This window comes from Desulfovibrio sp. X2 (assembly GCF_000422205.1).
GTDB lineage: Bacteria > Desulfobacterota > Desulfovibrionia > Desulfovibrionales > Desulfovibrionaceae > Alkalidesulfovibrio.
Genome location: NZ_ATHV01000014.1, coordinates 1 through 14,762, shown reverse-complemented (window position 1 = coordinate 14,762; position 14,762 = coordinate 1). Strand labels below are relative to the sequence as shown.

Sequence of the window (14,762 nt, the reverse complement as noted above, 5' to 3'; positions counted from 1 at the left end):
CGCGGCCGCCCAGCCGGTCGCGGCCGGTTCCGCAAACGATTCCGGAAAGGGATCCGCAGACCGACCGATGGAGGACGAGTGGACAGCGCCTTGACCGCCCAGGCACCGCGGGGAAGCGGGAAGCTCCGGCTTTTCCTGGCCCTTTCGCGCACGCCGCACGGCCTTTTGGACATGGCCACGCCGGTCCTGGCCGCGCTGCTCTGGCTCGGCCGCATCCCCTCGGCCGAGGTCGTCATCCTCGGCTGTCTCGCGGCCTTCGGCGGCTACACCGCCGTCTACGCGCTGAACGACATCGTGGACCACAAGGTGGACCGCGAAAAGCTCCTCGCCTCGCCGCCGGACAAGAGCCAGGCCTACCTGGACGCGGCCTTCGTGCGCCATCCCATCGCCCAGGGGCTGCTGCCCCTGCGCGAGGCCGTGCTCTGGGCCGCGGGATGGGGGCTCGTCGCGCTGGTCTGCGCCGCGGCGCTGAACCCGGTCAGCGCCTACATCCTGCTGCTGGGCTGCCTGCTCGAGGTGACCTACTGCAAGCTGCTCACGGTCACGAGCCTGCGCGCGCTCATAAGCGGCGTGGTCAAGACGCTGGGCGGCATGGCCGCGGTCTACGCCGTGGACCCCGCGCCCTCGGGCTGGTTCGTGGCCGGGCTCTTCGCCTGGATATTCCTCTGGGAGATCGGCGGGCAGAACATCCCGGCCGACTGGTACGACGTGGGCGAGGACACCTGCTACGAGGCGCGCACCATCCCGCTGTGCTACGGCCCGCGCACGGCCTCGCGCGTGGCCGCGGGCTCCATCGCCGCGGCCCTGGCGCTCTCGGCCCTGGTGCTCGCCCTGGCCCCGGGCGGCCTCTCCGCGCCCTTCCTGCTCACGGCCCTGGCCCTGGGCGCCTGCCTCACGCTCCTGCCCGTCCTGCGCCTCATGCGCGACCCCTTCGACGCGGCGGACAAGGCCTCCCGCCTCTTCAACCTCTCCAGCTACTACCCCGCCGCCACCCTGGCCGTGCTCCTGGCGCAGATGGTGGTGAGCGGCCTGCGCTGACACGCGCCGCCTGCCTCGCGGGCTTGGGCACTGCACCCGGCGGGAGCCATAGGCTGGCAAAAAAAATGGGTTGGCGTCCGTCATGGACTCCAACCCATTGAAATATTGGTCGGGGCGAGAGGATTTGAACCTCCGACGTTCAGCTCCCAAAGCTGAAATGAGAATTGTCCAACTCCGCATAATCATATAAAGTACGGCATCTTTTATCCCACATTTGGGACAAATTTGGGACACTCGGTGCGGAGGGACAATGGCGACGATCACGCGGCGCGGAATGGGGCAGTGGCAGGTCAAAGTCAGACGTAAGGGCTACCCGGTCCAGACGCGAACCTTCGATACCCGGGCGGATGCCGAAGCTTGGTCGCGTGGCATCGAGAGCCAGATGGACCGGGCGACGTTCGTCTCCACGACAGCAGCAGAGAAGACATCCCTTGCCCAGGCCATTGATCGCTACAAGAAAGATGTCTGCCCCTCTCTGGCGCGTGGCGGCATAGCCCAGATGGCTAACCTCGACCGCCTGAAAGAGAATCTCGGAGCGACCAGTCTCGCCACCCTGGATTCGGCGCAGATATCCGCCTACCGCGAGATCATGCTCAAGACCTACAGTCTCCAGACCGTCAGGCACGACATGGGGCTCCTCAACCGCGTCCTCAAGTGTTGTCAGATAGACTGGGGCATCAACCTGCCTCGTGGTCTTCCCACTGCAAATGTGCGTCTCCCAAAGATGCCGAGAGCCCGCGAGAGGCGACTAAAGCCAGGGGAAGAGGAAAGGCTGCTGACAGCTGCTCGTCAATATGGCGGTGAGATTGCAGACATCATCATCTTTGCCATTGAGACAGCCATGAGGCGAAACGAGATAGCGCAGATGCGCTGGGAGCAGGTGGAGCTGAGGCGTAAAGTAGTGTCGCTCTTGTCTGAACAGACTAAGACGGGTGAACCTCGTCAGGTTCCTCTGTCCGTAAAAGCTGCTGAAATCTTAACTAAACGAAATGTGGATATCGGACCGGTCTGGCGAATAACCCCTAATGCCATCACCACCGCATTCATGCGTGTTACTGGCCGTGCGGGGCTGGATGATCTTAGGTTTCATGACTTAAGGCATGAGGCTACCAGTCGATTATTTGAGAAAGGTTTGAACATGATGGAGGTGGCGGAAGTGACCGGGCATAAGACACTAGAAATGTTGAAGAGATATACGCATCTTAATGCAGAGAGTTTAGCGGTAAAGCTCATGTGAAATATTAACTGTAAGCAGTATCCTTTTTTCATTAGCATATAGAAATGTATTAAAAATTTTCGCAAGGATCGTTATCACTGTCAACATCATCGATAAGTCTTTTCAGCTCCTCATCACCACATGGATATCTTTCTAAATCAACCACATAATAAAGGTAGCCATTTTTCAAAGTATTTTGGTATCCAATAGATGCGGATATATTGTGAGGAACCAATGCGTTGACAACCCTCTCTGCATAGGGAACGGCTGTTGACTTTGTTCCATCGATCGCTGCGAAACCGTGTTTCAATACGGAATCTACTGCATCCTGAATATTTTGTGTCGATTCGAAAATCTTCATGGAGGTCCTCTTTAGTAAGAAAAATTGTTTTACTAAAAGCACATGGTAAATAGACGAGCCGCTTGTAGTTTGGTAATGCTAAGAAATGCGGGATAAAAGTCAGTGTTCTGGACGTCAGAGCCATATAATATTTGGCATGGCGTCACTGTAAGAAGGGGTCTATATAAGCATTTTCTTTTAAAATTTCAATGCGAATATTGGGGGGCTCTGTTTTCTTTTCTCATCATTGACGAATGGTCCGTGTTTGATCTAGCTAAGCGCATCAATCCCCGAACCCGGCGGGTGTAAAAATTTCGGGTCATAGAATGCGCCCTGCGCATCCCAAATACCAATGGCTTCGGCGATTGGTATCCCTCAAAAGCACGGCAGGTTTGTGCGTCAAGAGCCGCTTTGGCGGCAACGAAACAGCATGCCGTGCACCCTCTGCGTGCACCCCTGACTACCCGCCTAAGCGGGCACCCCAAATTATCTCCCAAATGGCATTTCGCGCGTCTGTATGACTCGCGAGAGGAATACAGACGCGCGTAGCGCGTCGTCATCGTCGCGCGCCTAAGCGCGCCACATTATTATCTTGTTCCGGTCGCCTAGCGTCGGAACAAGACTATATTCCGACCTGACGGCTAGTTCCCGTCAGGCATCCCTCTCTCCCCATCCTATCCCTTGCCAACGGCCATCCCCTTAGATGGTCGATTACATACCTTGTCAGGGGCGTCTTGCGTTCTGGCCTTGGGCCAGACGGGGCCGACTGAAGTCGGCTCACGCCCGACCCCTCATTTACCAACACACCGGCGCTCACGCGCCCGAGGTAGCTATTTGGCAGGTCAGGAGGTTTTTTATGAAGAATGAAAACAGCCTTCTCATGGGCGCTCATCGCGGGATCAAAAGCCACGGGGGATCAGGAAAAACGAAGAAGAACCATTTCAATGAAGCCAAGCGTTTTGTGAGTACCTTGCATCAACTCGGCTTTGGCGTGCGGAAATGGGAAAACGTAAGCATGAAACACGTCGCGGCGGTGGTCGGCCATTGGCTCAATATCGATGGTCTCACCGCCGCGACCGTAAAGGAGTACCTTTCAGCCGTTCGGATCTGCTGTAGTCATTTTGGAAATTCGCGCGTCGCGGAAAGCAGGAACGAGGAGTTCGGTATTCCCAACAGAACCTACGTCACGAACTCGGACAAGTCGCTCCCCGAAAATGTATTCAGAGAGGTGGTTCACACACTGCGTAACGGATCGCTCAATGAGCAGCGACTTGCTGCCCAGCTCATGCTCCAGCGCTCGCTAGGGCTTCGTTTCGAGGAGTCCTGCAAATTGAATCCTGAGCGGGCAGTCCTGTCTGACGGGAGAGTCCTCATAAGCGAGGGCACTAAAGGAGGGCGGGACAGGATCTTGTCTTCAGTTCCGGAGGTCAGTCGAAAGGCCCTGGTTTTTGCACGAGACTGCATCTCTCCACGGGGATCGACCATGGACCCGGCAATGAGTGAGGCCCAGTGGCGAAAGTTCGCCTACGCCACTCTGGCCAAGCAGGGCATTTCCAGGTCAACGTCCGGGGCCTCGATGCATGGAAACCGCCATGCCTATGCCCAGGGGCGCTACGAATGCATCACGGGCTTTCTTCCGCCATGCAAATTCCCGAGCAAAGTGGAGTTTCGTTCCAATGCGGAACGAGTTGCGGGGAAAGCCTGGTCCAAGCTGGACCGGGATGCCCGCCTGATAATCAAATCCGAGTTGGGACACGGACCGGATCGCGATTCAGTCGTGTCACAGTATCTCGGTTCGAAATAGACACAAATAATAATCCCGCAAGGCATCATGATAAATCGATGCCTTGCGGGATTATTTTGTCAGCAGGGTAGTGTCTGTAATTATCTGTACGTTATCTGTGTCTAAACAAGACTGACTTGTTTTTTGTTTGCTCTCTCATGTGGCCATGATGCATAGTATTTTATAGTCATGCTCTTGTTTGCGCATGAATTATACGAGAAGGAGAAAATGATGCATGATCGTACACGTAGTCATGGAGCATTACGATTGACCGGTTCCGCCCGGGAGCGCCGTATACGCCGGAGATTGACCAGGAGGATCCTGCGGGCACTGGATGGCTGGGGGCTGACAGAGGATGAGCAAGCCTCCGTGTTGGGCTTGCCAAGATCAAGTCGGGCCATGCTCGGGCGCTTCCGCCAGGGATTCCCGCTCCCGAACGACACGGAGATTGTCGAGCGGGTCGGGCACCTTCTGGCGCTTCAAAAAGCTGTACGTCTTTTCTACCGAAATGCTCCTGAACGTGCGTCTACCTGGATGACGCGTCACAGCATACGTTTCGGAACGCGGCCGATTGATATGATCACAAAGCGGGGTATGGCTGCACTCCGGTACCTCCGGGCCGATCTTGAGCCCGATCCCGAGCGAAGGGTTTACGCCGCCAGCATGAACGTTTTTGCAGATCTCGGGTTGCCGAACCCCGAATTGCTCTCGGCCAAGTCCGCTCTTGTGCACGCCCTGGATGGCGTAATCTCTGATCGAGGTCTGACCAAAGCACAGGCAGCCGACATCTGCGGAATCGAACCACACGATCTTTCCATTGCCCTGCGTGGGGGGATAGGAAATGTCACGCTTGATACGCTCGTCAAGTGGCTTGAGGCCTTGGGCTACGGAGTGACACTGGCTGTCGGGAAAGCTCGTCCGCGCTTCACCCCCGGCGAGGACGAGCAAGAGAATCAACAACTGAGAAGCATATGAGAATACCAGGCAGGAGATGCGGCACTGAACGCACGGAGGAATGCCGCCGAAAATCTACGGAGCCGTGGTCTCGGCCTTATGCGATCGTTCTCGCAACGCCTCGTAGAGCCCCGCCTGATCCAGCAGGATGTCCCGCAGTCCCTGCTGTACCCGTTGTGACTCGAGAGCCTGTTTGCTCATGGTCGTGTGGGCGGCCAGGGCATCCATGATGGCGTTGAGTAGTTCACGCGACAAGTCCGGGGATGCCGCGAACTGTTCTTTCGTGTTGTTTGCCGCCTGCTCCGCCAGGATGTGGGATTCCAGGAGCTTTCCCTTGATGACGTTGTTCACGTAGACGAGCTTGTCATCATCGGTCAGGTCGCCCTCGAACAGATCGTTGACCCTGGCGATGATCTCCGCGAGGAGGGCCTTTTCCTTGTCCTGAACTTCGCCGCTCCCTGATTCCGTGAGAGGCTTCAGCTTTGCGCCTTGCCCGTCACCGAGCGGCAGGTCTCGCGTTCCTCGATTGCGCAGGTTGTGGTGCGTCAGCGTTACCCCTGACAGGTTCACGCCTTCGCGCTCTCGTCCGAAATCAAGAAGAGGGAGGAGGCGTCGGAAGAATATGCTTCTCTTCTCGATGTCCGTGTTGCCGTAGTCGAATATCTGGGAAAGAAAGGTGTACACGCGCAGGAAGGCGCCGAGATTGCGCTTGAAAAGGAGCAAGGCGTCCATTTCGTCCTTCGCGTCCTTCTCTGCCTTGCTGTCCTGCACTCTCTTGGCTGCTTCAAGCGCAAGCCGCAGCGCCTTGAATCGCTTGAGCAGGCGGTCGGCCACAGGCTCTATGGCGGCAACGAGTTGGGCCTGCGTCGCCCGATCATTCAGCTCGACGGCCACAACGCGCTCGATTTCGAAATCGTCGTAGAAGCCCATCCCGTCGAGCTTCGCCCGCAGGTCGTAGACGAGATTCGGATCGGTCGTGGCTTCGAGCTCCGCCGTCTCATAATAAGTCTTGAAGGCGGCCAGCACCTCTTCGGGCTCGTTGACGAAGTCGAGTATGTAGGTGGTGTCCTTGCCGGGGTAAGAGCGGTTCAGGCGAGAAAGCGTCTGTACGGCCTGGATGCCCGCGAGCCGTTTGTCCACATACATCCCGCTGAGCAACGGCTGGTCGAATCCTGTCTGAAATTTGTTGGCGACCAGGAGGATCTGGTACTCGTCAGTGGTGAAAGCCTCACGGATGTCCCTGCCCCGCAGGTTCGGGTTGAGAACGGCACTGTTCTCCGTGACCTCGTCGCTTCCCAGCTCCTCGACCCGCACGGCCCCGGAAAACGCCACCAAGGTGCCGATCTTGTATCCCTGCCGCTTGATGTATTTCTCGATGGCCAACTGCCAGCGGACGACCTCCTGGCGGCTGGCCGTGACGACCATGGCCTTGGCCTTGCCGTCCAGCAGGGGGGCGACGTTCGCCCGGAAGTGTTCGACGACGACCTGGACCTTTTGGCTGATGTTGTACGGGTGCAGCCGTACCCAGCGCAGAATGCCCTTCAACGCCTCGCTCCGCTCGACCTCCTGCTCGTCCCACTCCTTGCCGTTGCTGGCCAGGCGGAAGGCCAGCTTGTAGTGCGTATAGTTCCGCAGCACATCGAGAATGAAGCCTTCCTCGATGGCCTGCCGCATGCCGTACACATGAAACGGCGCGGGGAGATTCTCCGGCCCGGCGGGCAGGTCGGGCCTCGGGCGTCGTCCGAACAGCTCCAGCGTCTTGGCCTTGGGCGTGGCCGTGAACGCTATGTAGGTGATCCCTTTTTGGTTGGCCCGCGCAGCCATCTGCACGGCCAGCAGATCTTCCGTGCTCACCTCGCCGCCGTCGGCCAGCTCCTTCATCTCATCGGCCGAAAGCACCTGCTTGAGCTTCGATGCCGCCTCTCCGGTCTGGGAGCTGTGGGCCTCGTCCGCGATCACGGCAAAGCGCTTGCCCTGGGTGGCGGCAAGCTCCTGCACGGCCCTAAGGGCAAAGGGAAAGGTCTGAATGGTGCAGACGACGATTTTCTTTCCGCCCGACAGCGCCTCGGCCAGCTCGCCGCTCTTGCTCTGGTGCTCTCCGGTAATGCTCGCCACCACGCCCGTGGTCCGTTCGAAGGCAAAAATGGCCTCCTGCAGCTGGGCGTCCAGAACGGTGCGGTCGCTCACCACGAGTACCGAGTCGAAGAGCTTGCTGTGCCCGGCGGCATCGTGCAGGTCCGCCAGGAAATGTGCTGTCCAGGCGATGGAGTTCGTCTTGCCCGAACCCGCCGAATGCTGGATGAGGTACTTCTGGCCCGGTCCCTCGGCCTGCACGGCGGCCACTAGGCGCCTTGTGGCGTCAAGCTGGTGGTAGCGGGGGAAAATGATCTTCTCGATGCGCCTCTTGCAGTCGCGGGTAGAGACGATGTAGCGGCCGAGGATCTCGAGCCAGCTTTCGCGCTCCCAGACTTGCTCCCAGAGGTAGGCGGTGGGGTGGCCGCCGGGATTCGCCGGATTGCCCGCCGCGCCCTCGTCGCCGCGGTCAAAGGGCAGAAATGTGGTGGCGGGGCCGAGAAGCTTCGTGGTCATCCTGACGCGCGAATTGCTGACCGCGAAGTGGACCAGCGCCCCGCGCGGAAAATCCAGCAGCGGTTCGGCCGCCCCCTGTCCCTTGGGCCTGGGATTGCGGTCGAAGCGGTACTGGTCCACGGCGTCTTCCACCGCCTGGGTGAAGTCGCTCTTCAGTTCGGCCGTGGCCACGGGGATGCCGTTCAGGAACAGCACCAGGTCCAGGCAGTTCTCGTTGTGTACGGAATAGCGGAGCTGGCGCACCACGCGCAGCCGGTTGGCCGCATAGCGGGTTTGCAATTCCGGGTTCATGGCCAGCGCGGGCTTGAACTGGGCAAGGCTGATAGGCTGGCGCAGCCCGAGAAGTTCGACGCCGAAGCGCAGCACGGCGAGCGTGCCTCGCTCGTCGAGCTGTTTGCGGATGCGGTCCAGAAGGGTCGCTTCCGCCGATGCGCCGTGGTTCGTGACCAGGGCGTCCCACGCGTCCGGCTGTGTCTGCCGCACCCAGGCAAGGATATCGACCGGGAACAACGCCCGCTGCCGGTCATACGCCGCCGCGTCGGCGGGGTCGTAAAGCCAGCCGTGCGCCGCCAGATGGCCGCAGATGTCGTTCTCGAACTCGATTTCCTTGTGCAGATTCATCAGCCGTCCCCGAGCAAGTTTAACTACAGGTCACGCTAAGTCAAAGAAAACGCCTTATCCTTAACTAACGAAGAGCCTAAGGTAACGATCAAACGCATAGGATCGCCCGCGCTGCTGCCCCGTGATCTCCTTGAGGAGTCCAAGCCGTTCGAAGTCGCGGGTGAGCGCGTTGGCCGTGGGCGTGCTCACCCCCACCTCACGTTCGACATCGGCAGCGGTTACGACAGGGTTGCGATACAGCACGTGCAGCAACGATCGGGCATTGGCGCTGCGCTTGCCCAGGCCCATCACGGCGTTTTCGCTCTCGGTGCGCAACGCGAGGATTTGCTGGAACACGTCGCGCCCCTTGGTGGCCGTTTCCGCCACGCCGCGCAGGAAGAAGCGCACCCAGTGCATGATGTCGTTGGAAACGCGGACCCCCATCAGGGCGTCATAGTAGCTCGCCCGATTTCGTTCGAAGAAGTCCGAAAGGTAGAGCGACGGTTTGGCAAGGAGTCCGTGGCTGACCAGATAAAGCGGGATCAGCAGGCGGCCGATACGTCCATTGCCGTCCAGGAATGGGTGGATGGTTTCGAACTGGTAATGGCTTATGGCGGCGCGGACGAGATGCGGAACCGTGATTTCTTCGTTGTGCCAGAATTTCTCCAGGTCGCTCATCAGGTCGGGCACGCCGTCCGGGTGCGGCGGGATGAATACGGCGTCCATCAGGCTCGACCCGCCGATCCAGTTCTGGCTGGTGCGAAATTCGCCCGGCTGCTTGTGCTCGCCGCGCACGCCGGTCATGAGGATTTCGTGCGTCCTTCGGAGCAGACGGTTGGACAGTGGAAGGTCCTTCAGTTCGGCGATGGCCTGGTTGACTGCCGTGATGTAGTTGCGCACTTCTCGCCAGTCGTCGCGTTTCTCCGGCTCAATCTGCTCTTCGGGCATGAGAGCCTCCTCGATGCCCGTTTGCGTTCCTTCTATCCGGCTGGAGGTCTGCGCCTCCTTTACGACGTGCATCTGGATGAACAGGTCGATGTCCGGGACGATGAGCGAGAAGGCGTTCAGCTCCCCCAGCGCCCGGTTGGCGGTCTCCAGCAGCGCGTTGACGGCCGCGTCTTCCCACGTCCATTCATGGTTGACCGGCACCGGCTCGAAGCTCTTGTACCGGTACCGCTTGGTCCACCGGCCGGACTCGAAGGTCTCGAATTTCATGCAGTCTCCAGAGCCGCAGCGTGAAGCTGGCTGGCCTCCCATTCCCTGTAGGTCTGTCCCGTGCCGACGACTTTCCATTCGGCAGGGCCGCTGGCCGGACGACCTTTAATCACCGCGGCGGCTGCGCTCGTGCTGCGGAATGCGTAGCTTTTGGCGAAGACACAGTGGCCCCCGTCTTCAACAAGGACCTCTGTTGCCCGCAACTCTTCGTGGAGCTTCGCGTAGGTGCTGTCCCATGAGCCCTTGCCCTTCCACCTGAGGCGAGCCGTGGAGCCTTTGAGGACGATGAATTCCCCGTCCACGAGCTTCGCCTTTGCGGCGAGTCCATGCTTTGGGCTCGCGAGTTCGAAAAAGAGTGAGGAGGACTCGCCGCTTTCTGTTGCCTCCGCTCCTGTGGACTCCTTGGGGCTGGCCTTGTCCAGGAACATGTCGATGCGCAGGGCAGGCAGGGTCATCAAGAGATACTCGAGAAAGGATTCCATGTTCGCCTGCGCGGCCTCGGAAAGGCCGGGGCGGGGGGGCGTGTTTCCGTTCTCGAGGTCGCGCTGTTTGACTCTCTTGGCGATCTCCACAAGGCGCGACTCAAGGTACTTCACATGCGCCTTGTTGAGGGTATTCGCTCCGGTCGTGACAAGAACGGCCTGCGTCCACCAGTCCTTTTTCTGATCGTGATTCTTGATGCGGTCCGAGATGTCCTCTCCTTCCCCGATGTAGGCGAACGGCTTGTCGTCCTTGTCGCCGAGAAGGAGGTATATCCCGGTATATTTCGCTTCCTTGCGGTCCAAGGCGGCCTTGATGCGGGTCCGGGGTGCCATCAGCACGTGCCCGGTCCAGTTGAACATTTCGGCCGTCTGCATCCCGTCCGGCTTGCCGTCGATGAAGAAGAGTTCGAGGGAGCGTCCGGTAGAGCCGACGGTCATATGGCCTCCGTCATTTCAGGGTGAATGCCGCGCACGTCGATCTTGCCGGTCACGGCGGCAGAGATCAGAGCTGAGCGGCGTTCATTGAGCAGGTCGATGGCGCGTTGGGCTTCGGCGATCAGCTGATCAAGTTCAAAAGTTGCCGAATTAAGGTGCTCAACGATCTCGTTTTGTTCAGATACAGGCGGGAGAGCAAGCCAAATCTTTATCATTCTAGTCAGCCCAAGATCTTGATTCGTAGCACCTCGCGTATATAGTTGTGACTGCTCATAGCAGCCACGGCTATTGAGCGCATAGGCGACATAGTAAGGATTTGACATGCTGTGATGAAGTTTTAGCACAGCAATATGGACCCAGATTTGAAATTTCTGCTTTAGGTCGACAACTCGGGCGATTCCTGTCGTTCCTCCCTTAGTGTAGAGAACATCACCGAAATCTGGAATTACTCGTTTAGAAAACTCGGCGTAGTCTCTTTCAGAAATGAATTTTACATCATCTAAAGACCAGCCGTCGACTTTAATATTTCGAGCAGAGATAAACATCACTCCTTCATCTTCGTATGCAGGTGAGAAGTGTGGCCCATCTGAAACTTGACGGCAGAGACGCCCTAGCTGGACACGCTCCCAATGCTCTGGCATCTCGCCCAGCCATTCGATCCCGCTGTCCTTCATCAGCACGGTGGGGTCGAGGCCCTTGGTGACGGCGTGGGAGATGACCGCCTGGCGTTTCTCCTTCAGCAGTTCGATCAGCTTCTCCTGCTCGGCCACCAGCGCATCGATCTTGCCGGTCTCACGGTCGAGGAAGGCCGCAATGGCGGATTGTTCGAACATGGGAGGCGTGGGAAAGATAAAGGACCGGAACTGCCCCTGCGACAGATTCTGCATGCTGGAGCTAGTCCCTGAGCACACAGCTTGTACCTGCCCTCGGTAACTAGCAGACCGCATCCAGTAATAGCAGAACGTCGGGTGAGCATCAGCGAACGACACAAGCCATAGACGATCTGGCAGGTACAACCCAGCCTGAGCAATACGAACCAAGCCAACGGCGCCAACGAGATCTGGCGTGTTCATGCGGCTGACGATTAACGTGTTTGCCTTCAATGGGCACGAAACGCGACCGAACTCCTCCGGGAGAACAGCTTTGTTTTCATCGGGATCAAAACTGCCACCGTAAACGCAACTCGTCTTGAGGACGCCAATCTCACCTTCCTCGGCAGGCATATCTTTCGCGTTGACGCTTGTTCCGGAATCGATCCGCGCTATTGCGTAGCGTAAAGGCCCAACTGACCAATGAGATGGCACCTCCCTCAGCCACTCGACCCCGCTGTCCTTGTACTCCGGATACCGGGGAAAACTCATGCGATCAGTCCCTCGATCATCGCCTTGATGCGGTCTGTGGTCTGCTTCAGTTCGGCGTCGATGACCTCCAGCGGGCGCGGCGGGGTGAAGACGTAGAAGTGGCGGTTGAAAGGAATCTCGTAGCCGATTTTGGTCTTGGCGTGGTCGATCCAGGCGTCCGGGGCGTGGGGCAGCACTTCGCGCTTGAAGTACTCGTTCACGTCCTCGTCCAGGGGGACGTTCTCGGTGTCGCGCAGTTTGCTGTCCGGCACGGGCTTGCCTTTCGCCTTGCCCCGTTGGCCCAGGACGATCTTGCCCGCCTCGTCGCGTTCGGGCCGCTCCACGGTGATGGTCTGGTAGCCGAAGGCGCTGTTCCTGAAGATGCGGCTGATGGGCTTGCCGTCCAGCTCGGTCTCGGCGAACTGGCCGAACAGGCGGGTGATCTCCTCGATGTGGGCGTCGGACAGTTCCTTGCGCTTGCTGCCCAGGCTTTTGCGCATCTTCTGCCACATGGCCGAGGCGTCGATGAGCTGGACCTTGCCCTTGCGGTGCTCGGGCTTCCGGTTGCTGACGATCCAGACATACGTGCTGATGCCGGTGTTGTAGAACATGTCCGTGGGCAGGCCGATGATGGCCTCCAGAAAATCGTTCTCCAGGACGTAGCGGCGGATTTCGCTCTCGCCGCTGCCGGCTCCGCCCGTGAAGAGCGGCGAACCGTTGAGCACGATGCCGAAGCGCGAGCCGCCCTCTGCCGCCGGACGCATCTTGCTGATCAGGTGCAGCAGAAAGAGCATGGAACCGTCCGACACGCGAGGCAGGCCGGGGCCGAAGCGGCCGTTGAATCCCTGCGTATCGTGCTCGCGACGGACCTCCTTCTCGACCTTCTTCCACTCCACGCCGAAGGGCGGGTTGGACAGCATGTAGTCGAAGCGCGTCCCCGCGTGGCCGTCGTCGGATAGGGTGTTGCCGAAGACGATGTTGGACACGTCCTGGCCTTTGATGAGCATGTCCGCCTTGCAGATGGCGTAGGACTCGGGATTCAGTTCCTGGCCGAACACGGTCAGGCGCGCCTTGGGGTTGTGCTCCGCCAGGTATTCGCCCGCGATGGAGAGCATTCCGCCGGTTCCGGCCGTAGGGTCGTAGATCGTCCGCACGACGCCGGGCTTGGAGAGCACGTCGTCGTCCTCGATGAAGATCAGATTCACCATGAGTCGGATGACTTCGCGCGGGGTGAAGTGCTCTCCGGCTGTCTCGTTCGACAACTCGGCGAACTTCCGGATCAGTTCTTCGAAAATCAGCCCCATCTGGAAGTTGCTCACGTTCTCGGGGTGCAGGTCTATCTGGGAAAAGCGTTCCGTGACCTGGTAGAGCAGGCCGCATTTGGACAGCCGCTCCACCTGCGCGTGGAACTCGAAGCGCTCGAAAATGTCCCGCACGGCGGGTGAGAAAGCGCTGATGTAGGCGAACAGATTCTCTCGGATATGATCTTGGTCGCCCATGAGCTTCTTCATGTCCAGCTGTGACGTGTTGAAAAAGCTCTGGCCGGAAGCCCGGAGCAGAAACGGGTCGGAGATTATGCCCTGCGCCTTCTTGGCCTCGAGTTCGGCCAGGACGGCAGGCTTGGTCGCGGCGAGAACGCAGTCCAAGCGCCGTAGAATGGTGAAGGGAAGGATGACTCTGCCATATTCTGACTGCTTGTAGTCGCCGCGCAAAAGGTCGGCGACCGACCAGGTGAATGCTGACAATGTCTGTTGGTTCATGCGGGAGCGGTGATCCTTGATCTGAATTTTTCGGTAAGGACACGAGATTCCGAGGATTCCCCGCGCCTTCGCCAAACTGGCGAGACTCTATAGCCAAGCATGAGCCGAGACAAGGCTGGACAGGGAGGACATGCCCGTCGCTGCCGAGGATAGAAGCAAAGCTGAGGAGCGCTCACGATCCCTGCCTGTCTTGAGGAAAAAGAATAATCATATCAAAATATTGTGCTTTTGTATGCCGCTTTGGCGGAGGCGCCATAGCATGCAGAAGGTATTTTCGGTGCCTGGAGAACTGGTTGAAATTGCTCTTTCTTCGCGCTCCGGCCCTCCGGGAAATGGTGCACAACTTACCCCAGGAGGTCCGCGATGGAACAAGTTCTCATAGGAGTTCGTGAAGTGGCGCTCATCTTGGGCACCAGTCCTGCCGCGATCCGGCGAAGAGTTTTTCGCGGGCAATGGGATTTGGTTCCGAAGCCTCAGCGGCTTGGAAGTCGAGTCGTTTGGCATCGCGCAGATATAGAAGAATGGCTCATGCAGCGCTTCGGCCATGGGGTATCTGCGCCTGATCACTCCTCATTGCATTTTGCAAGCAAAGATAAAAAGCGCGGACGGCCAAGGAGACGATAATGTATTCAGTTAAAATTGAAGATATTACATATGAAGCACTGTCTCAAGGTGATTTGTCACAAATAAAATTAAGTGACATAAAATCAATAATGATCAAATTGCGCATATCTCCATGTGCTCAGAGTATCTTTGAAAAGATTTATATATTCATAAGATATGGAGGAAAGGCCTTTCCAGGCAATAAATATTTGGCAATGAAGATTGGCGTGAGCTCTCGTACAATAAGAAGGGCTCTCGGGAAACTTGTTCAGTCAAAGATGATCATTATCGAGGAAAGGCAAGGAACGACAAATAGATATCACATAAGACCTGAGCAATTGTCGCATATTTTGATAGGGCGACTCAGGGCAAGCACCTCTCGACCCGGCCATTCTGTCCACCCCCCC

The 14,762-nt window shown here is 58.2% G+C and carries 11 protein-coding genes; 5 read left to right on the top strand and 6 right to left on the bottom strand.

What is annotated here, in order from left to right; translation table 11 throughout:
• Positions 1–78: 78 nt before the first annotated feature.
• Entirely contained in the window at positions 79–1,038 is a 960-nt protein-coding gene (locus DSX2_RS04925) for a UbiA family prenyltransferase (protein WP_020880049.1), read from the top strand.
• Positions 1,039–1,288: 250 nt separating this feature from the next.
• A complete protein-coding gene (locus tag DSX2_RS04920) occupies positions 1,289–2,275 on the top strand; it encodes a site-specific integrase (RefSeq protein ID WP_020880048.1) in 987 nt (328 codons plus the stop codon).
• A gap of 49 nt (positions 2,276–2,324) precedes the next feature.
• On the opposite strand, the gene DSX2_RS18225 is transcribed toward DSX2_RS04920, so the two are convergent.
• Positions 2,325–2,615, bottom strand: coding sequence for a hypothetical protein (locus DSX2_RS18225; RefSeq protein WP_152512845.1), 291 nt, complete (start codon positions 2,613–2,615; stop codon positions 2,325–2,327).
• Positions 2,616–3,450: 835 nt separating this feature from the next.
• On the opposite strand from DSX2_RS18225, the gene DSX2_RS17935 reads away from it, so the two are divergent.
• Both DSX2_RS17935 and DSX2_RS17930 read left to right on the top strand, forming a co-directional pair.
• A complete protein-coding gene (locus DSX2_RS17935) occupies positions 3,451–4,398 on the top strand; it encodes a phage integrase N-terminal domain-containing protein (protein ID WP_020880047.1) in 948 nt (315 codons plus the stop codon).
• 210 nt (positions 4,399–4,608) lie between these two features.
• Positions 4,609–5,352: a helix-turn-helix domain-containing protein gene (locus tag DSX2_RS17930; protein WP_020880046.1), complete on the top strand. Its 744-nt coding sequence runs from the start codon at positions 4,609–4,611 to the stop codon at positions 5,350–5,352.
• A 54-nt stretch (positions 5,353–5,406) separates the two neighbouring features.
• Here DSX2_RS17930 and DSX2_RS04915 read toward each other — a convergent pair whose 3' ends face one another.
• The 5 genes from DSX2_RS04915 to DSX2_RS04895 are packed head-to-tail and all read right to left on the bottom strand — an operon-like array spanning position 5,407 to position 13,752.
• Positions 5,407–8,541 (bottom strand): type I restriction endonuclease subunit R, encoded by a 3,135-nt coding sequence (locus tag DSX2_RS04915; protein ID WP_020880045.1) that lies wholly within the window; start codon positions 8,539–8,541, stop codon positions 5,407–5,409.
• Positions 8,542–8,601: 60 nt separating this feature from the next.
• Positions 8,602–9,735 carry a Fic family protein gene (locus tag DSX2_RS04910; protein WP_020880044.1) on the bottom strand — a complete coding sequence of 378 codons (1,134 nt, stop codon included), beginning with the start codon at positions 9,733–9,735 and terminating at the stop codon, positions 8,602–8,604.
• On the bottom strand, positions 9,732–10,655 hold the full coding sequence (locus tag DSX2_RS04905) for a GIY-YIG nuclease family protein (RefSeq protein ID WP_020880043.1): 924 nt from the start codon (positions 10,653–10,655) through the stop codon (positions 9,732–9,734). The genes DSX2_RS04910 and DSX2_RS04905 overlap by 4 nt, the downstream gene beginning before the upstream one ends.
• Positions 10,652–12,013 carry a restriction endonuclease subunit S gene (locus tag DSX2_RS04900; RefSeq protein ID WP_084486442.1) on the bottom strand — a complete coding sequence of 454 codons (1,362 nt, stop codon included), beginning with the start codon at positions 12,011–12,013 and terminating at the stop codon, positions 10,652–10,654. The genes DSX2_RS04905 and DSX2_RS04900 overlap by 4 nt, the downstream gene beginning before the upstream one ends.
• Positions 12,010–13,752: a class I SAM-dependent DNA methyltransferase gene (locus DSX2_RS04895; protein WP_020880042.1), complete on the bottom strand. Its 1,743-nt coding sequence runs from the start codon at positions 13,750–13,752 to the stop codon at positions 12,010–12,012. The genes DSX2_RS04900 and DSX2_RS04895 overlap by 4 nt, the downstream gene beginning before the upstream one ends.
• A gap of 623 nt (positions 13,753–14,375) precedes the next feature.
• Here DSX2_RS04895 and DSX2_RS17925 point away from each other — a divergent pair.
• Positions 14,376–14,762 (top strand): GntR family transcriptional regulator (locus tag DSX2_RS17925; protein WP_152512843.1); only part of this gene is annotated, 387 nt, incomplete at its 3' end.

Coding starts and splice junctions, on each gene's coding strand:
- DSX2_RS17935 (WP_020880047.1), top strand. CDS start 3,451: ATGAAGAATGAAAACAGCCTTCTCATGGGCGCTCATCGCGGGATCAAA.
- DSX2_RS04920 (WP_020880048.1), top strand. CDS start 1,289: ATGGCGACGATCACGCGGCGCGGAATGGGGCAGTGGCAGGTCAAAGTC.
- DSX2_RS17930 (WP_020880046.1), top strand. CDS start 4,609: ATGCATGATCGTACACGTAGTCATGGAGCATTACGATTGACCGGTTCC.
- DSX2_RS04910 (WP_020880044.1), bottom strand. CDS start 9,735: ATGAAATTCGAGACCTTCGAGTCCGGCCGGTGGACCAAGCGGTACCGG.
- DSX2_RS04900 (WP_084486442.1), bottom strand. CDS start 12,013: ATGAGTTTTCCCCGGTATCCGGAGTACAAGGACAGCGGGGTCGAGTGG.
- DSX2_RS04915 (WP_020880045.1), bottom strand. CDS start 8,541: ATGAATCTGCACAAGGAAATCGAGTTCGAGAACGACATCTGCGGCCAT.
- DSX2_RS04895 (WP_020880042.1), bottom strand. CDS start 13,752: ATGAACCAACAGACATTGTCAGCATTCACCTGGTCGGTCGCCGACCTT.
- DSX2_RS04905 (WP_020880043.1), bottom strand. CDS start 10,655: ATGACCGTCGGCTCTACCGGACGCTCCCTCGAACTCTTCTTCATCGAC.
- DSX2_RS18225 (WP_152512845.1), bottom strand. CDS start 2,615: ATGAAGATTTTCGAATCGACACAAAATATTCAGGATGCAGTAGATTCC.